The 16,473-nt window shown below is 73.7% G+C and carries 19 protein-coding genes; 7 read left to right on the top strand and 12 right to left on the bottom strand.

What is annotated here, in order from left to right; all coding sequences use genetic code 11:
* Window position 1: 1 nt before the first annotated feature.
* The 12 genes from ACI780_RS10055 to ACI780_RS10000 form a co-directional block, all read right to left on the bottom strand.
* Entirely contained in the window at window positions 2–1,303 is a 1,302-nt protein-coding gene (locus ACI780_RS10055; protein ID WP_457002620.1) for a FliI/YscN family ATPase, read from the bottom strand.
* On the bottom strand, window positions 1,300–2,115 hold the full coding sequence (locus ACI780_RS10050; RefSeq protein ID WP_457002618.1) for a FliH/SctL family protein: 816 nt from the start codon (window positions 2,113–2,115) through the stop codon (window positions 1,300–1,302). The genes ACI780_RS10055 and ACI780_RS10050 overlap by 4 nt, the downstream gene beginning before the upstream one ends.
* Entirely contained in the window at window positions 2,099–3,178 is a 1,080-nt protein-coding gene (gene fliG, locus ACI780_RS10045) for a flagellar motor switch protein FliG (protein WP_456869446.1), read from the bottom strand. The genes ACI780_RS10050 and fliG overlap by 17 nt, the downstream gene beginning before the upstream one ends.
* Complete coding sequence (gene fliF / locus ACI780_RS10040) at window positions 3,175–4,773, bottom strand: flagellar basal-body MS-ring/collar protein FliF (protein ID WP_457002615.1); 1,599 nt, start codon at window positions 4,771–4,773, stop codon at window positions 3,175–3,177. The genes fliG and fliF overlap by 4 nt, the downstream gene beginning before the upstream one ends.
* On the bottom strand, window positions 4,773–5,099 hold the full coding sequence (fliE, locus tag ACI780_RS10035; protein ID WP_456869444.1) for a flagellar hook-basal body complex protein FliE: 327 nt from the start codon (window positions 5,097–5,099) through the stop codon (window positions 4,773–4,775). The genes fliF and fliE overlap by 1 nt, the downstream gene beginning before the upstream one ends.
* An 80-nt stretch (window positions 5,100–5,179) precedes the next feature.
* On the bottom strand, window positions 5,180–5,578 hold the full coding sequence (flgC, locus tag ACI780_RS10030; protein ID WP_089404496.1) for a flagellar basal body rod protein FlgC: 399 nt from the start codon (window positions 5,576–5,578) through the stop codon (window positions 5,180–5,182).
* Between the two features lies 1 nt (window position 5,579).
* A complete protein-coding gene (flgB, locus tag ACI780_RS10025) occupies window positions 5,580–5,927 on the bottom strand; it encodes a flagellar basal body rod protein FlgB (RefSeq protein ID WP_456869443.1) in 348 nt (115 codons plus the stop codon).
* Between the two features lie 353 nt (window positions 5,928–6,280).
* Entirely contained in the window at window positions 6,281–6,625 is a 345-nt protein-coding gene (locus ACI780_RS10020) for a hypothetical protein (RefSeq protein ID WP_456869442.1), read from the bottom strand.
* Window positions 6,622–7,008 carry a flagellar export chaperone FliS gene (gene fliS / locus ACI780_RS10015; protein ID WP_456869441.1) on the bottom strand — a complete coding sequence of 129 codons (387 nt, stop codon included), beginning with the start codon at window positions 7,006–7,008 and terminating at the stop codon, window positions 6,622–6,624. The genes ACI780_RS10020 and fliS overlap by 4 nt, the downstream gene beginning before the upstream one ends.
* Before the next feature lie 53 nt (window positions 7,009–7,061).
* A complete protein-coding gene (gene fliD / locus ACI780_RS10010; protein ID WP_456869440.1) occupies window positions 7,062–8,408 on the bottom strand; it encodes a flagellar filament capping protein FliD in 1,347 nt (448 codons plus the stop codon).
* 128 nt (window positions 8,409–8,536) lie between these two features.
* Window positions 8,537–9,733: a flagellin N-terminal helical domain-containing protein gene (locus ACI780_RS10005; RefSeq protein WP_456869439.1), complete on the bottom strand. Its 1,197-nt coding sequence runs from the start codon at window positions 9,731–9,733 to the stop codon at window positions 8,537–8,539.
* 129 nt (window positions 9,734–9,862) lie between these two features.
* Window positions 9,863–10,825: a sigma-70 family RNA polymerase sigma factor gene (locus ACI780_RS10000; protein ID WP_457002611.1), complete on the bottom strand. Its 963-nt coding sequence runs from the start codon at window positions 10,823–10,825 to the stop codon at window positions 9,863–9,865.
* Between the two features lie 148 nt (window positions 10,826–10,973).
* Here ACI780_RS10000 and ACI780_RS09995 point away from each other — a divergent pair, with 148 nt between their 5' ends.
* The 7 genes from ACI780_RS09995 (at window position 10,974) to ACI780_RS09965 (ending at window position 16,361) form a co-directional block, all read left to right on the top strand.
* Complete coding sequence (locus tag ACI780_RS09995) at window positions 10,974–11,468, top strand: flagellar protein FlgN (RefSeq protein WP_457002609.1); 495 nt, start codon at window positions 10,974–10,976, stop codon at window positions 11,466–11,468.
* Complete coding sequence (gene flgK / locus ACI780_RS09990) at window positions 11,465–12,895, top strand: flagellar hook-associated protein FlgK (protein ID WP_457002607.1); 1,431 nt, start codon at window positions 11,465–11,467, stop codon at window positions 12,893–12,895. Before ACI780_RS09995 ends, flgK begins: the two co-directional genes overlap by 4 nt.
* Before the next feature lie 5 nt (window positions 12,896–12,900).
* On the top strand, window positions 12,901–13,779 hold the full coding sequence (gene flgL / locus ACI780_RS09985) for a flagellar hook-associated protein FlgL (protein WP_457002605.1): 879 nt from the start codon (window positions 12,901–12,903) through the stop codon (window positions 13,777–13,779).
* A complete protein-coding gene (fliW, locus tag ACI780_RS09980) occupies window positions 13,776–14,180 on the top strand; it encodes a flagellar assembly protein FliW (RefSeq protein ID WP_457002603.1) in 405 nt (134 codons plus the stop codon). Before flgL ends, fliW begins: the two co-directional genes overlap by 4 nt.
* Before the next feature lie 73 nt (window positions 14,181–14,253).
* Window positions 14,254–14,520: a carbon storage regulator CsrA gene (gene csrA / locus ACI780_RS09975; RefSeq protein WP_089404506.1), complete on the top strand. Its 267-nt coding sequence runs from the start codon at window positions 14,254–14,256 to the stop codon at window positions 14,518–14,520.
* 250 nt (window positions 14,521–14,770) lie between these two features.
* Window positions 14,771–15,163, top strand: a complete 393-nt coding sequence (locus tag ACI780_RS09970; RefSeq protein WP_457002601.1) for a hypothetical protein — start codon at window positions 14,771–14,773, stop codon at window positions 15,161–15,163.
* A gap of 109 nt (window positions 15,164–15,272) precedes the next feature.
* Window positions 15,273–16,361, top strand: a complete 1,089-nt coding sequence (locus ACI780_RS09965; protein ID WP_457002599.1) for a flagellar biosynthesis protein FliA — start codon at window positions 15,273–15,275, stop codon at window positions 16,359–16,361.
* Window positions 16,362–16,473 lie beyond the last annotated feature (112 nt).

Genomic DNA, 16,473 nt, shown 5'->3' with positions numbered 1-16,473 from the left:
GTCAGCCCGCGGTCACGAGCCGGTGCAGCATCGCCCAGGCGTCGTCGGGGGCGGTGCTGTCCTCCAGCGACTGGCGCAGGAAGGCGTCGATGGCGGGGGAGAGCAGGCGGGCCCGGTCGACCAGGGGGTCGCTGCCGGCCTGGTAGGCGCCGATCTCGACGAGCTCCTTGACGTCGCGCAGCGCGCCCATGAGCCGACGCATCTCGCGGGCGTCGGCCATCCGCGCCGGGGCGGTGACCGCGCCGGCGACGCGGGAGATCGACTCCAGCACGTCGACGGCGGGGAAGTGGCCGGCGGTCGCCAGCCGGCGGGTGAGCACCACGTGCCCGTCGAGGATGGAGCGGGCGGTGTCGGCGATCGGCTCGTTGTGGTCGTCGCCCTCGACGAGCACGGTGTAGAGCCCGGTGATCGACCCGGTGGAGCCGGGGCCGGCCTTCTCCAGCAGCCGCGGCATCATCGCGAACACGCTCGGCGGGTAGCCGCGGGTGGCCGGCGGCTCCCCGGCGGACAGGCCCACCTCGCGCTGGGCCATCGCGGTGCGGGTGATGGAGTCCATGAGCAGCAGCACGTCGCGGCCCTGGTCGCGGAAGCCCTCGGCGATGCGGGTGGCCACGAACGCGGCCTTGAGCCGCACCAGTGGCGGCTCGTCGGAGGTGGCGACGACGACGACGGTGCGCGCCAGCCCCTCCGCGCCGAGGTTCTCCTCGAGGAACTCCTTGACCTCCCGGCCCCGCTCGCCGATCAGCCCGATGACCCGGACGTCGGCCTCGGTGCCGCGGGTGATCTGCGCGAGCAGCGTGGACTTGCCGACGCCCGAGCCGGCGAAGATGCCCAGCCGCTGCCCCTTGCCGACCGGCACCAGGGTGTCCAGCGCGCGGACGCCGACCGGCAGCGGCTCCTCCACCCGGCGGCGGGAGAGCGCGTGCGGGGTCTCGCTGGCCAGGTCCACCCAGTCGACCCCGGCGCCGAGCGGGCCGTGCCCGTCGACCGGCCGGCCCAGCCCGTCGAGCACGCGGCCCAGCAGCGCCTCGCCGACGGGCACCTGCAGCGGCATGCCGGTGGCGCGGACCGGCGCGCCGGCGTGCACGCCCGAGATCTCGCCCAGCGGCATGCAGGTCAGCCGGTCGCGGGAGACGGCGACGACCTCGGCGAGCAGGCCCGGGCCCACCTCGACGAGGTCACCGACGGCGGCGACGACGCCCTCGACGGTGACGGTCAGTCCCATGGCGCCGACGACGGAGCCGGTCAGCTGCGGCCGGGCGGCCAGCCGGGCCCGGGACAGCAGGGCGGCGGCGCCGCTCATGCCGACAGCACCGCCCGCACCCGCGCCAGCGCCGTCGACAGCTGCGCGTCGACCCGGCGCGGGCCGCACTCGGCGACCGCCCCGGCCCGCTCGACGGCGTCGTCACCGACCACCGTGACCGTGGGGGGCAGCGCGGCCAGGGCGTGCGGCGGGACCTCGGCGAGGTCGTCGGGGTGCAGCCGGACGACCGCGGGGGCGTCGGTGGGGACGAGGGTCAGCGCGCGGCGCACGGCGTCGAGGCCGGCGGTGGTCGACGCCGACAGCTCGCGGCCGAGCAGCTCCTCGACCAGGCCCAGGGCGCCGTCGAGCACGGTGTCGCGGACGTCGTCGGCGGTGGGCACGGCCGCGGCCTCCAGGGCGGCGGCCGCGGCGCCGAGGGCCGCGGTGGCCGAGGCCGTGCGGCGCTCCCAGCGGGCCTGCACCTCGGCGAGCCGCGCGGCCGCGGCGGCCTCGGCCTCGGCGACGACCTGCCCGGCGGCGGCCACGCCCTCGGCGTGCCCGGCGGCGAAGCCCTCCCGGCGGGCGAACTCGCGCAGCCGGGTCAGCTCCTCGGCGTAGACGTCGCCCAGGCGCAGCACGCCGCGGCCGTTGGGCACCGGGACGTCGGCGGCGCGGCGGCTCGCCGTCCGCCGCTCGACGGTGACCTCGGGGGCGGAGGCGACCACCGGCGAGGGGCCGGCCGGTGCCGGCGCGGGGGCCGGCCGCGGTGCCGGGGGCACGGTCGTCCCGGCGACCTGCCGGTAGGGGGCCGCGGCGCTGGCCGAGGCCCCGCGCAGCAGGACCGATCGGCGGCCGTCAGGAGACGAACTCATCGTCCCCACCGCGGGAGATGGTCAGCACGCCCTGCTCCTCGAGCGTGCGGATGACCGCGACGATCTTGCCCTGCGACTCCTCGACGGTGCGGGCGCGGACCGGGCCGAGCAGCTCGATCTCCTCGGCGAGGTTCTCCGCGGCGCGCTCGGAGAGGTTCCGCACCACCTTGTCGCGGACGTCGGGGCGCACGCCCTTGAGCGCGGTGGCCAGGTCGCTGGAGGCGACCTCGCGCAGCACCAGCTGCATGGAGCGGTCGTCGATCGTGACGATGTCCTCGAAGACGAACATCTGCGCGCGCACCTGCTCGGCCAGCTCCGGGTCGGAGGAGTCCAGCCACTCGAGGATGGAGCGCTCGGTGGGCCGCGGCGAGCGGTTGATGATCTCGACGAGGGTCTCGACGCCGCCGACGGTGGACATGTCCTGGTGGGCCAGCAGCGACCCCATGCGCCGGCTGAGCTCCTCCTCGACCAGCCGCACCATCTCCGGGGAGGTGCGGTCCATCGTCGCGATCCGGTGGGCGACCTCGGCCTGCTGCTCGGGGCTGAAACCGGAGAGCACCTCGGCGGACTGCCCGGCCGACAGGTGGGCCAGCACCAGCGCGATGACCTGCGGGTGCTCGTCCTTGAGGAAGGTGACCAGCTGGCGGACGTCGGCGTTGCGCAGCGAGGCGAAGGGCACCTCGGTGTAGACGACGTTGAGCCGGGCGAGGATGCCCTCGGCCTTGTCCTCGCCGAGGCCCGCGGCGAGGATCTCGCGGGCGAAGTCGACGCCGCCGCGGCCCACGAAGCGCTGGGCGGCCATCATCGTGTGGAACTCCGACAGGACGCCGTCGACGTCCTCGGGCTCCACCGTGCCGAGCTTCATGATCTCGCGGGTGAGGGCCTCGACCTCGCGGGCGTTGAGCTTGGACAGCAGCAGCCCGGCCTCCTCCTTGCTCATCTGGGCGAGGAAGACGGCGGCCTTGCGCAGGCCCGGCATCTCCGGGCGCGGCGGCGCCGGCGGCAGGGCGGGCAGGTTGGTCCCGCCCGCGCCGACCAGCTGCTCGACCGATGCCAGCGTCATCGGACGTCACTCAGCCAGCCGCGCAGCATCTGCGCCACCTCGTCGGGACGTTCGCTGACCATCGAGGCGATCTCCCCTCGGACGCGCTGGCGCTCGGCGGCCTCCAGCTCCAGTGCACGGGTGTCCAGCACGGCGGTGTCGTCGCGGGAGCTGGCCACCCGCAGCCGCTCCAGCTCGGCCATCAGGCCGTCGTCGATCTCGTAGGGCTCGTCGTCCTCGTCCTCCTCGTCGTCGCCGCGGCGGCGCGAGCGCAGCCACACGACCAGGACGAGGAGCGCGATGCCGAGGCCGATGCCGCCGGTCCGGATGAGCGACCACATCTGGGCCTGCTGCTCGGCCTCGCGGGCCTCGGCCATGGCGGCGGCGGCCTCGTCGGCGGCCTTCGTGTCGAAGGCCAGCGAGGCGACGCTGATGTCGTCGCCGCGGGCCTCGTCGAGGCCCACCGCGTTGCTCACCAGGTCCTGCACCTGCGCCTGGTTGAGCCCGCCGGCCACGGTGTCGTCCATGACGACGGCGACGGTGAGCCGCTTGACCTCGCCGGGCGCGGTCACGGTGTTGGTGACCGTCTGGTCGACGGCGTTGTTCGACGTCGAGGACTCCGTCGAGTACTCGGACTGCCCGCCGCCGGTGCCGTTCGCGGCGTCGGCGGTGTTCTCCGGGCCCAGCACGCCGCCCACGGCGGTGCCGTCCCCGGTGTAGGTCTCCGTCGAGCTCTGCTGGGACACCGGCGGGGTGCCGTCGGTGTAGCCGTAGGTGGTCGCGGTGCTGTCGCGCTGGGACATGTCGAGGTCGGCGCGCACCGAGACCTCCGCGTGCCCGGGGCCGAGCACCCGGTCGAGGATGGCCTGCGCGTTGGCGGCCAGCCGGGTCTCGTAGTCCGACTCCATCTGCGAGCGGGCGTCGCCGGCGGCCGAGGTGAGCCCCGTCCCGGCGGCCGAGAGCAGCTGCCCGGAGGAGTCGCTGACGGTGACCTGCTCGGGCTCCATCCCCTCGATGCTCGAGGAGACCAGGTTGGTGATCGAGGCGACCTGCTCACCGGTCAGCTGGGTGCCGCGCTCGACGTCGAGGAGCACCGAGGCGGTCGGCTCGGCCTCGTCGGAGGCGAACACCTCCTCCTCGGGCAGCGCCACGTGCACGACCGCCTGCGAGACGCCGTCGAGCGCCTCGAGGGTGTTGGCGAGCTCGCCCTCGATGGCGCGCTGGTACTGCACCTGCTGCTGGAACTCGCTGGTGGTGATGCCCTGCTCGTCGAGCAGCGCGTACCCGGTCTCCGAGCCCGCGGGCAGGCCCTTGCCGCTCATCTGCAGCCGCAGGTCGTAGACGGCGTCGTTGGCGACCAGGATCGTCTGGCCGCCGTCGGCGAGCTCGTAGGCGACGCCGCCGGCGTTGAGCTCCTCGACGATCGCCGAGGCGTCGGTCGAGGCGAGGTTGGAGAACAGCGGCGCCATGGTCGGCGTCGTGACCCAGCGGTAGAAGACGAAGCCGCCGAGGGCCAGCCCGGCGACCAGCAGGCCGATGACGACCTTCTGGCCCAGGCTGATCGTGGCCAGGGTGCCGCGCACCTTCGCCAGCGGCCCCGCCAGTGCGGGAGGCATCAGACCGGCATCCTCATGATCTCGGTGAAGGCCTCGACGGCCTTGTTCTTCAGGGTCACGACCATCTCGGTGGCCACGGAGGACTCCTGGGCCGCGATCATGTAGTCGTGCACGTCACGCAGGTCGCCGGTGGCGGCCTGCACGGCCAGGTCGTCCCGGGTCGACTGCAGCGCCCCGAGCTGCTCGAGCGCCCCGGTGAGCGCCGCGGCGAAGCCCTCGCCGGAGGCCGGGGCCGCCGGCTGGGCGGCCTGGGCGGCCTCCGTGGCCTGCAGGGGGCCGACGGTCGGGACGGTGGGCAGCGAGATGCCGCCGATGGGGGAGGTCACGCTTCCTCCTCGCTGGCGCTCGTCGAGCGCACGCCCTGAGGTGCTCTGTCTTCTCGTGTTCTCGTGAGCTCGAACACCGATCAGCCCTTCCCGAGCTGCAGGGCGGCCTGGTAGGCGGAGGTCGCCCGCTCCAGGGACGCCAGGTTCGCCTGGTAGCCGCGCTGGGCCATGATCAGCTGGGTCATCTGGTCGCCGAGGTCGATATCGGGGTAGCGCACGTAGCCCTCGGCGTCGGCCAGCGGGTGGTCGGGCTCGTACACCAGCCGGCCCTCGCCGCTGCCGAACTCCGCGCCGGCGATGCGCACGCCGCCCTCGCCGGAGCCGTAGTCGACGGCCTGCGCGACGACCATGCGCTCGCGGAACGCCTCGCCGTCGGTGGAGCTGACGGTGTTGACGTTGGCGATGTTGTCCGAGACGGCGTCCATCCAGCGGCGGTGGACCGACAGGCCGGACCCGGAGATGTCGATGCTGTCGAACACGTCACGCCGTCCTGAGGGCCGTGCGCAGACCGCTGTACTTGCCGTCGAGCGCGGTCAGCGCGAGCTGGTAGCGCAGGCCGGTCTCGGTGGCGATGACCGTCTCGCTGTCGAGGTTCACGTTGTTGCCGTCCGTCCGCGTGGGCTCCAGCGAGCGGGCGATCGCGCCACCGGAGACCGTCGGCGTCCGGCCCTGGCGCAGCTCGGCGCGCAGCGAGGACTCGAAGTCGGTCCGGCCGGCGAGGAAGCCCGGCGTCTGGACGTTGGCGATGTTGTCCGCCGTCACGCGCTGGCGCTGGGCCAGGCCACTCAGCGCCGCGTGCAGCGTCGCCGTCGTGACGTCGCCGATCATCGGGCGGACCGCCGGTGGGCAGGACGGCAGGACACGGGGTGCCTCCGGGTACGTCGGGGACCCCCGCGCGCGAGCGCGAGGGAGGGGCCGCCGATCCGTGGCGAGAGTGGTGCTGTCCGTGCAGGGCCGTCATCGGCATCGCCTCGTCAGACCTTGACCACGATCCGTGACGGAGGTGACCGGTGTGACGGGGGGCGCGATCGAGGGGGACGAGCCGGGGGGAGTCCCCCCCCGTGCCCCACGAGGTGCCTCCGTCGTGCAGATGGCACTCCTGGGGGCGGGACGACGACGGCCGGGCCCGCCGTGAGGCGGACCCGGCCGGGTCGGGAGCTGTGCAGATGTGCCAGGAGCGGTCAGAGCGCCCTGTCGACGAACGCCGCGACGGGGCGGGGGCGGTAGGCCATGCGGGCGGCGACGTCGCGCTGCCGCTGGGACTGGGTGATCCGCTCGACGAGCTCCTCGGCGACGGCGAGCTGGTGCTGCAGCAGCCGCGCGGCCCGTTCGCGCAGGTCCGGCGGGAGCGGCCCGAGCATCGTGGGCGGCGTCCAGTCCTCCATGCGCCGGCCCCAGGCGGCGATCTCGTCGGCGCGGTCGCCGCGGATCGAGCGCTCGGCGTCGAGGACCTCGACCTCCATCTCCTCGAGGGCGGCGGCCCACTCGGCCCGCCGCTGCTCCTCGGAGGAGCGCGGCGCGCTCATGCGGTGCTCGCCGCCATGCTCGCTGCGGCCTGGCGCCACGCGTCGCGCAGCGGTTCGACGACCTGGAGGCAGGACCGCACGCGGCTCCGGTCAGCCCGCACGTTGGCCTGGACCATCTCGGTGAGCAGCCAGCTGTAGAGCGCCGCGAGGCGGGGGCCGCCCTCCCAGGCGTCGACCCGCAGGCTCGACTGCAGCTCCAGGACGATGTCCTGGGCGTGCTGCAGCTGGGCGCCGGCGGCCTGCCGGTCGCCGTCCCCCAGCGCGGTCAGCGCACGCTCCAGGTCCAGGGCGAGCCGGTCGTAGAGCATGACCAGCAGGCGCTGGGGGGAGGCCGTCGTGACGGCGTCGCCGACGTAACGGGCGCGGAGGGAAGCGGCACTCATCGGGCTGTCTCCTGGGGAAGAGGGGTCAGGGGGAGTGTCGGCCGGGCAGCTGGTCAGCTTGAGCTGGGGAGCGAGGCGATCTGGCCGGCCAGCCAGTTCGACTGGTTCTTCATGGCGCTCAGCGCGGTCTCCATCGCGGTGAACTGGCGGGTCAGCGTCTGCTTGCGCTGGGCGAGGCGGAGGTCCCAGGCGTCGATGCGGGTCTGGATGTCCTTGGCCAGCGCGTCGCGGCCCTTCGCGAGCATGGTGAGCGTGCCGGTGGTCGTGTCGGTCGCCTTCTGCGCGAGCTCCAGCACCCGGTCCGCGACGCCGGGGACGGCGGCCGCGGTGCCGGCGGCGGGCGAGCCGTCGACGATCCTGCGGGCGAGGCCGGGGTCGGCCTTCAGCGCCGCCACGAACCGCTCCTGGTCGAAGGTGACCGTGCCGTCCCTGTTCAGCTGGATGCCTGCGCGGTTGGGGGAGCCGTCGCCACCGACGGCGTAGGAGACGGCCGAGCGCAGGCTGCTGGCCAGCGCCGACAGACCCGAGTCGCCCTTGAGCACAGCCGTGGCACCGCCGTCGGCGGCCGTGTAGGTCTTGATGCCGCTCAGCGCGTTGTTCACGGCGTCGACCAGGGCCTTGACCTTGCCGGCCACGGCCTGCGGGTCGGCGGCGACGTCGACGGTCACGGCCGCGTCCTTGTCCGCCTTGCTCACCGTGATCGAGGTGCCCGGGATCAGGTCGGTGAAGGTGTTGGTGGTCGACGTGACATCGAACCCGTCGGTCGCCCCTCCGATGTGCAGGACGGCGTTCTGGCCCTTGGTGAGGTCGACGAAGGCCGGCCCCCCGCTGAGGGAGAAGCTGCCGGCGGCCCCGGAGCTCTTCGTGGTGACCTGGAGGCGGTACTCGCCCGGGCCGGTCTGCAGGACCGTGGCGGTCAGCCCGAGCTCCGGCTTCTTGTTGATCGCGGCGGCCGCCTCGGCCAGCGTCGCCGTGCCGTTGCCGTCGGTGTCCAGCGCGACGGCGGTCGTGGTGCCGCCGGCGGCCACGCTGATCGAGGTGGCCCCGAAGTCAGCCGTCGTCGTCGACCAGGTCGCCGTGCTCCGCACGGAGTGGGCGGTTGCGAGCTGGGTGACCGCGAACGTCACCGTGCCGGTCTGGGGCGCCGTGCCCGTGGTGGCCGTCACCGTGGACGAGGAGCTGGTCGCCCGGGCCGCGGACCAGGCCTCGGGCTTCGTCAGCGCCTCCGCGGCGGTGCGCACGGCGTCGAAGCGGGTGTTGATCGTCCGGTAGGCCGTGGCCGACGCGTTGGTGACGGACAGCTTGGTCTTCAGCTGGGCCTGCGGCGCGGCCTCGGCCTGGACGAGCTGACTGATGAGGCTGGTGGTGTCGAGTCCGGAGACCAGTCCGTCGACGCTCATGCCTGCCACGGGGGATGCCTCCCGGTCGGTGGGGATGGGTGTACGCCAGTGAGGGGGGAGGTCGGAAGACCTCCCCCCTCACCGGGTGGTGCGGTGGCGCTACTGCGTCAGCCGTCCCTGGACGGGGATCAGCGGAGCAGCTGCAGGACGCCCTGCGAACCCTGGTTGGCCTGGGCGAGCATCGCGGTGCCGGCCTGGGACAGGATCTGGTTGCGGGTGAACTGCATCATCTCCTGGGCCATGTCGGCGTCGCGGATGCGCGACTCCGACGCGGACAGGTTCTCGACCGACACGTTCAGGTTGTTGATCGTGTGCTCGAAGCGGTTCTGCAGGGCACCGAGGTTGGCGCGGGCCGTGGAGACCGCCACGATCTGCTTGTCGATCAGCGTGATCGACGCCTGGGCCTTCACGTTGTCGCTGAAGTCCACGCCCCCGCTGCTGCCGGCGACGGCCGTGCCGTTGCCGGCGGCGAAGACGGTGGCGTTCGGCGTACCGGCGGTGGCGATCGTCCCACCGTTCACCGTGCTGCCGTCCTTGGACCGGACCTCGATGTGAGTGGCCTTGCCGTCGGCGTCCTTGATGACCGCAGCCGTCATGTTCTGGTTGAAGTCGGCGTTGGCGTTGAGGGCGTCGGCCAGCTCGGCGGCACTGTCCCGGGTGGCGTCCGCCGCCAGGGAGACGGAGTAGTTGGTGTCCGTCGACGTGCCGTCGGTGCTGAAGGCGAAGGTCAGGGCGCCGCTGTAGACCGGTGCCGTAGCCAGTGCGAACTTGGTGGAGCCACCGACCGAGGCGGTCGAGCCGAGCGTGGTCGCGATGCCCGAGACGTTGACCCCGCTGAGGTCGACCGCGATCTTGCTGTTCTCGTCACCGTCGGCACCGACCTGGAAGTTCAGGGTGCCGGCGGTGCCGTTGAGCAGCTTGATCCCGTTGAAGTTGGTCGCCTGGCCGATCCGGTCCAGCTCGGAGATCAGCTGCGTGGCCTCGGTCTGGATCGCGTCACGCGACTGGCCGTTGTTGCTGTCGTTACCCGCCTGGACGGCGAGGTCACGGACGCGCTGCAGGATCGAGTGGACCTCGGTCAGGGCGCCTTCCGCCGTCTGGACGACGGAGATGCCGTCCTGGGAGTTGCGGACGGCGACCTTGAGCCCGCCGACCTGCGAGCGCAGGCCCTCGGAGATCGCCAGACCGGCGGCGTCGTCGGCAGCACGGTTGATGCGGAAGCCGCTCGACAGCTTCTCCAGGCTCTTGGACATCTGGGTGTCCGTGGCCGAGAGGTTGCGGTACGAGTTCATCGCCGCGATGTTCTGGTTGATGCGCAGACCCACGGTGTTCCTCCTTGGAATCGGGTCTTCCGGTTCTCCCGCTGCATCCGTGCTGCGGGCTTGCACTGGCTGTTACGGCTGGGACGAGCCGGGGCTTGAGGCGAACCTCGATCTTTTTCGCGCCGGCCTCACTCAGGCGGGGCGGGCGGCTCCGTAGGCGACCTGCCAGCCGGCGCGGTGGCGGGGGACGGGCACGACGGGTGGCACGGCGCGCCCGGCCACCCGGTCGACGTAGAGCCGCTGCTGGTTGCGCGCGCGGACACCGCCGTCGGCCGCCACCGGCCGGCCCTCCCACACCTCGCTCATGGCGGCGTGCAACAGGGTCAGCGCGCGGGCGCGCATCTGCGAGACGCGGGAGAGGGTGACCCCGAGGTCGGCGGCGATGTCGGTGAGCGACTCCCCGCCGAAGAAGTTGCGCTCCACGACCTCGTCGAGCCGGTCGGGCAGCGCCCGGATGGCGTCCTGCAGGTACCGGGCCCGCTCGCCGCGCAGCACCGCCCGCTCGGGCGACTCGCCGGGGTCGGGCAGGTCCAGCGTGCCGCCCTCGCCGCCGGTCTCGGCGTCGATGCTGACCATCACGGCGCGGTGCACGTCGACCTGCAGCGCCTCGAGCTCCTCGCGGCGCACCCCCAGGTCCTCGGCGAGCTCCTCGCGCGTGGGCGGCCGGCCCAGGCGGACGGTCAGCGCGTCGGCCGCGGCGTCGGTGCGGCGGGCGGCGGCCCGCACCGAGCGGCTGGCCCAGTCCCCGGAGCGCAGCTCGTCGAGGACGGCGCCCTGCAGCCGGGGGAGGGCGTAGGTGGCGAACGTGGCGCCGGCCGACGGGTCGAACCGGCGGGCCACCTCGACCAGCGCGACCTTGGCGCAGGAGAGCAGGTCCTCGCGACTGACGTGGCCGGGCAGCGAGATGCGCGAGGCCACCGCGTTGACCGCGAAGGAGCACAGCGGCAGGTGCGCGGTCACGAGCGCCGCGACCTCGGCCTCCGACCGCAGGGCGTCCGGGCGCGGCACCTCGGGCCGCGCGGCAGCGGCGGACAGCGGGGGAGCGGGGCGCGCGGCGACGGGGCGCTCGGTCACCGGGGAGCGGGCAGCTGGCACGGTGCCCTACTCGGCAGGGACCCTCCCGCCCCGGACGCACAACTCCTGCCAATCCTGCGATCTCGGCTTGAGGGGCCGTTGCCCGCTGCCGACGGTCCGAGGGCATGGCGCGGACGGCGGGAGGCCCCCGCCGGGGACGAGGGAGGCGGTGGCGGACGTGGACTACCAGCACCTGTCGACGCTGCTGTGGCGGGAGCAGGAGCTGCTGGACCTGCTGCTGTTCAAGGCGGAGGAGAAGCAGTACCTGATCCTGTCGGGCAAGACGCGCTGGCTGGCGCGCATCGCCCACGAGATCGAGGTCGTCCTCGACCAGCTGCGGACGCTCGAGGTCGAGCGCGCCGCGGCCACCGAGGCGATCGCCGTCCGGCTGGGCACCGGGGTCAACCCCTCGCTGCGCCAGTTGGCCGAGGCCGCGCCGGCGCCGTGGAACGACCTGCTGGCCCGCCACCACGAGGCGCTGCTGGTGCTGGTCACCGACCTGCGCAGCCTCTCCGACGCCAACCGCGAGCTCATCGAGGGCGGCCTGGCCGCGATCGGCGACGCGCTGCTGTCGGTGCGCCACCCCTCCGCCGGCACCTACGGCGCCAGCGGTCGCTCCGAGGCCGGCTCCTCCCGCGCCGTGACTCTCGACGGTGCCCTGTGAGCAGCACGTTCGGCGGTCTGAACACCGCCTCGACGGCGCTCTGGGCGCAGCGGCGCGCCCTCGACGTCACCGGCCAGAACATCGCCAACGTCAACACCGACGGCTACTCCCGTCAGCGGGTGGACCTCCAGGCGATGGGCGGCACCGCCGTCCCGGCCGTGCACTCCGTCGACCGCGGACTGACCGGGGGTGTCTCCGCCGACGAGGTGCTGCGCATCCGCGACGCCTTCCTGGAGGCCCGGGGCCACACCGAGCACGCGAACCAGGCCCGGCTGACCGCCGAGACCGAGGCGCTGCGCCAGGTCGAGCAGGCGCTGCGCGAGCCCGGCAAGTCGGGCATCCAGAGTCTGCTGTCGGACATGTGGGCCGGCTGGGACGACGTCGCCAACAGTCCGGACAACACCGCGGTGCGCGGTCAGGTGCTCGAGCGCCTCGGCGCCCTCGTCGACGGGATCCGGACCAGCCAGACCACCATCGACGCGGAGTGGTCCCGCACGCGGGAGAACCTGCGGGTCCTCGTCGCCGACGTCAACTCCGCAGCCGCCACCATCGCTGAGCTCAACCAGGCCATCCAGCGCTCGGCGCAGAGTGGGATGCCGGTCAACGAGCTCACCGACAAGCGCGACCTGCTGGTGATGGACCTGGCCGACAAGGTGGGCGCCACCGTCCAGCACCGGCCCGACGGCGTCGTCGACGTCTCGGTCGGCGGGATCGTCCTGGTCTCCGGGGCGGCCGCCACCGAGCTGACCGTCGTCGGCACCGACGACCCGGCCGGCATCGACCCCGCCGTCAACCCGCCGGCCGACCCGCCGCGCATCCAGACCGCCCGGGGCAACCTGGCCGTCGTCCCCGGCGGCACCGCCGGCGGGCAGCTGGACGCCCTCACCCGGCTCCTGCCGCGGTACCGCGACGCGCTCGACGACCTCGCCGTGGACCTGGCGACGTCGCTCAACGCGGTCCACACGACCGGGGCCTACGACCTGGACGGGGCCCCGGGGACGCCGCTGCTCGGGTCGAGCGGGGGGCCGGTCACCGCGGCCTCCCTGAGGGTGCTCGTCACCGACCCGAGGAAGCTCGCCGCCTCGGGGGAGCCGCCGACCGCGGGGACCCCCTCGCTCGACAACTCGGTTGCCGACCGGATCGCCCAGCTGCGGCTGTCGCCCACCGGCCTGGACGCGACCTACCGGCGGACGGTGGTCGAGCTCGGCGTCCAGACCTCCGTCGCGGCGCGCAGCCTCGAGATCCAGGGCGTCGTCACCACGCAGGTCGACGCGGCGCGCGACTCCGTGGCCGGGGTGAACCTCGACGAGGAGATGACGAACATGCTCTCGTACCAGCACGCCTACTCCGCCGCGGGACGGCTGGTCACCACGATCGACGAGATGCTCGACCAGCTCATCAACCGCACCGGCGTCGTGGGTCGGTGAGCGGCGTGAGGATCACCCAGCGCGCCGTCGCGACCACCAGCCTGCAGGGCCTCAACCGCAACCTCGACCAGATCGGGAAGCTGCAGCAGCAGCTCACCTCCGGCCGGAAGATCAGCGCGCCGTCGGACTCGCCCACGGGCACCAACCGGGCGATGCAGATCCGGTCGAACCAGGCCGCCGTCGACCAGCAGTCCCGTGCGGTCGCCGACGCCAAGGCGTGGCTGGAGCAGACCGACTCGACGCTGCAGACGATGGTCCAGCACACCCAGCGGGTGCGGGACCTGGCGCTGCAGGCGTCCAACGACGGCGCACTCTCCGCCACCGGCCGCCAGGCCATCGCGACCGAGGTGACCTCGCTGCGCGAGGGGCTCATCGCGCTGGCCAACACCCGCTCGCAGGGGCGCCCGCTGTTCGGTGGGACGACGTCCGGCCCGGCCGCTTACGACACCGCCGGCGCCTACGTCGGCACCGCCGGTGACGTCAACCGGCGGGTGTCCGACGGCGAGGTCATGGCCGTCAACGTGACCGGACCGGCCGCCTTCGGTGCCGGCCCCGGTGACCTCTTCGGCGTCGTCCAGGCGATCGCCACGGACGCGACCGCGGACCCCTCCGCGCTCTCCGGCCACCTCCAGGCGCTCGACGACGTCATGGCCGGCATGCTCGACGCGCTCGCCAGCGTCGGTGTGCGCGGGGCGCGCATCGAGCGGCTGGAGGAGATCGGCGCGGACCGCGCGCTGTCGCTGTCCTCCCAGCTGTCGGAGGTCGAGAACATCGACCTCCCCCACACGATCATGAAGTTGCAGATGCAGCAGATCGGGTACGAGACGGCGCTCGCGGCGACGGCCAAGGCGATCCAGCCCACGCTCCTGGACTTCCTCCGGTGACGCTCGCCTCCGTGGTCACCCTGCCGCTGCTGGGCATGGTCGCGCCGCTGCCCGGCTTCCCCGACTGCCGTGACTACGTGCTCGTCACGGCCGACGGCGACGGGCTGCTGTTCTGGCTGCAGTCGATGGACGCCGACGGTCCGCGCTTCCTGGCCATCCCCCCGGCCCGGTGGTTCCCGGACTACGCGCCGTCGCTGCCGCGGCAGGTGCTCGCCGACCTCGACCTCGACGACGCCGCCGACGCCCTGCTGTTCTGCCTGGTCACCGTCCCGGCCGAGGGGGTGGCAGCGGCGACGGCGAACCTGCGCGCCCCGGTCGTGCTCAACCCGGCGAACTGGCGGGCCACTCAGGTGGTCCTGCCCGACGGCCGTCTTCCGATCCGGCGTCCCCTGCGCCGATAGGAGGAGGAGACCCCGTCCTCCTCGGACGGGGCCCGCGCCAGGAGGGCCACCACACACCCATGGAGGGGTACCCGTGCTCACACTCACCCGCAGCGTCGGCGAGACGATCCGCATCGGCGACGACATCGAGGTCCACGTCGTCGAGGTCCGCGGTGGCACCGTCCGCCTCGGCTTCAAGGCCCCCCGTGAGGTGACCATCCACCGCGAGGAGGTCTACCGGCAGATCGCCGAGGCCAACCTGCTCGCCGCCCAGGTCACCGCGGACACCCTCGGCGCCCTCGCCGCCTTCGCCCCCGCGGCCGGCGGTCCCCCCGCCCCGCCGGAGGCCCGCGGCCACTGAACGACTGAACGACTGCCACGACTGCCACGACTGGCACGACTCGCACGGACGGCCGGCCCGCGCCTCGGCAACTCCTGCCGGAGCGCGGGCCCGCCCCGGCGGAGGCCCCGTCCGCACGGGCAAGACCTGACGAAGGTCTGCCCGCGGATTGCAGAGGGCACGGCGAGTTGTGTGCCCGTCACCGTCCGCTTCTGCGACAGAGTTGCCCCCGAGCACGACACAGGGGGCGATGGAGATGCAGCAGAGCGTGATGGCAGAGATCCCGCAGGCCGACGAGACCGTCGTCGTGCACGTGCAGCTGCGGCCGCGTCGCGGGTCGACCCGCCGCTGCCTGGCCGAGCTCTCGGCCCTGGCCGCCGCGCACCCCGCGGTCGCCTTCTCGGTCACCGGCCTGGCCAAGGACGAGCGCGTCGTCCGGGTGACCGTGGGCGTCGAGCTGGGCCCCCGCGCCGGCATCGCCCGCTTCTCGCCGCAGGCGCAGGCCGCCTACGCCTTCGTCAGCGACGTCTTCACCATGCTGTACGACCACATGCCGGTCTACGCCACCGAGCCGGCCGCCGCCGAGCGCGCCGCCGCCGAGGCCCTGCTGCAGGTCGCCGACGAGCTGCTCGAGCCGGCCCCGGTCGCCTACGCGTCCGCCTGAGCGAGGACCCTCCTGCCCCCACCACTCGCTCCGCTCGTGGCGGGCCCCTGCAGGAGGGCCGTTCCAGCACCCCGCCGCACCGTCGCCCCGCGATCGTCTGGAGACCCCGGTGACCACCTCCGCTGCCGACCGGCCGGCCGACGCCGGCACCCGCGCGCCGCTCGTCTTCGGCGGCATCCCCGAGGCCGAGGGCTTCGCGGCCGTCCCGATCAGCGCCCGCGACCGGGTGCACTTCCGGGTCGACCGCGACCTGCCGCTGGCCGAGTTCCGCGCCGACCTGCCCGACGGCGTCACGGTCAGCCACGACGAGGGGGAGGGCCTCTACCGGGTCGACGGCCCCTGCGGTCAGGGCCAGGTCCTCGCCGACTGGGTCCGCGCGTGGTGCGCCGGCCGCGGCTGCGCCACCGTGGGCCTGCGTGCCGAGGCCGGCGTCCGCCGCCGCGCCCCGCGCGACCTGCCGCCGGCCTTCCTCGAGGACCTGTGCCGGCACTACCACCCCGTCAGCCTCAAGCGGCTGCAGCGCAACTCCAGCACCCTGCGGATGCACGTGCCCGACCCCGACGACCTGCACCAGCAGGTCGCCGAGTGGATCCTCAAGGCCGTCGGCCAGTACGACGAGACCAAGGGCGTGCCGTTCGGGGCCTTCCTCGCCACCCAGCTGTCGAAGTGGGTGCACGACCTGGGCCGCAGCGCCCACGGCCGGACGGCGGCCGACACCGAGAACCGCCAGCAGAAGGCGATCGCCGCGTTCCAGGCCGAGCACCAGCGGCGGCCCACCGAGCGGGAGCTGGCCGCCTACCTGGGCCAGAGCGTCGAGACGCTGCGCCGCAACGCGCAGACCGTCGCCACCCTCTCGGGCCTGCGCAACCTGCAGTCCCTCGACGGCGGGCCCGACGCGGCCGAGGTGCTGGTGCCCGACTCCACCGAGGCGCCCGACCAGATCATGGACGAGGCCGAGCAGACGCTGCTGTCGCACGCGCTGACCGCCGCCTGCGCCCCCGACCCGACCGCCGCACGCGGCCAGCGCGCCGCGCAGCCCAACGTGCTCGGCTGGGCCACCTGGTACCTGACCACCTGGGGCGGGCAGACCAAGACGCAGGTGTCGGCCGACCTCGGCACCTCGGTCCGCAACATGAACGTGCACGCCGACCGCGTCGAGCGCGCGCTCAAGGACCGGTTGACCGAGCTGTCCGAGTGACGCGTGGGTGAACGGACCGCAGGAGTCCGCACCTGACGGGTACACCCGGGCTCTCGCCTGCCGATATCCAGAGCGGAACCGGGAGTGCCCGCCGCCGCGCCGCGCGGCCGGG

The sequence above is a fragment of the Geodermatophilus sp. SYSU D00814 genome, from assembly GCF_054050055.1.
This window is presented reverse-complemented; position numbering and strand designations above follow the sequence as displayed.

Bases quoted from the DNA above. Each gene is read 5' to 3' on its own strand.
- ACI780_RS10055 (WP_457002620.1), bottom strand. From the start codon at position 1,303: ATGAGCGGCGCCGCCGCCCTGCTGTCCCGGGCCCGGCTGGCCGCCCGG.
- ACI780_RS10050 (WP_457002618.1), bottom strand. From the start codon at position 2,115: ATGAGTTCGTCTCCTGACGGCCGCCGATCGGTCCTGCTGCGCGGGGCC.
- fliG (WP_456869446.1), bottom strand. From the start codon at position 3,178: ATGACGCTGGCATCGGTCGAGCAGCTGGTCGGCGCGGGCGGGACCAAC.
- fliF (WP_457002615.1), bottom strand. From the start codon at position 4,773: ATGCCTCCCGCACTGGCGGGGCCGCTGGCGAAGGTGCGCGGCACCCTG.
- flgB (WP_456869443.1), bottom strand. From the start codon at position 5,927: ATGATCGGCGACGTCACGACGGCGACGCTGCACGCGGCGCTGAGTGGC.
- ACI780_RS10020 (WP_456869442.1), bottom strand. From the start codon at position 6,625: ATGAGCGCGCCGCGCTCCTCCGAGGAGCAGCGGCGGGCCGAGTGGGCC.
- fliS (WP_456869441.1), bottom strand. From the start codon at position 7,008: ATGAGTGCCGCTTCCCTCCGCGCCCGTTACGTCGGCGACGCCGTCACG.
- fliD (WP_456869440.1), bottom strand. From the start codon at position 8,408: ATGAGCGTCGACGGACTGGTCTCCGGACTCGACACCACCAGCCTCATC.
- ACI780_RS09970 (WP_457002601.1), top strand. From the start codon at position 14,771: ATGGCAGAGATCCCGCAGGCCGACGAGACCGTCGTCGTGCACGTGCAG.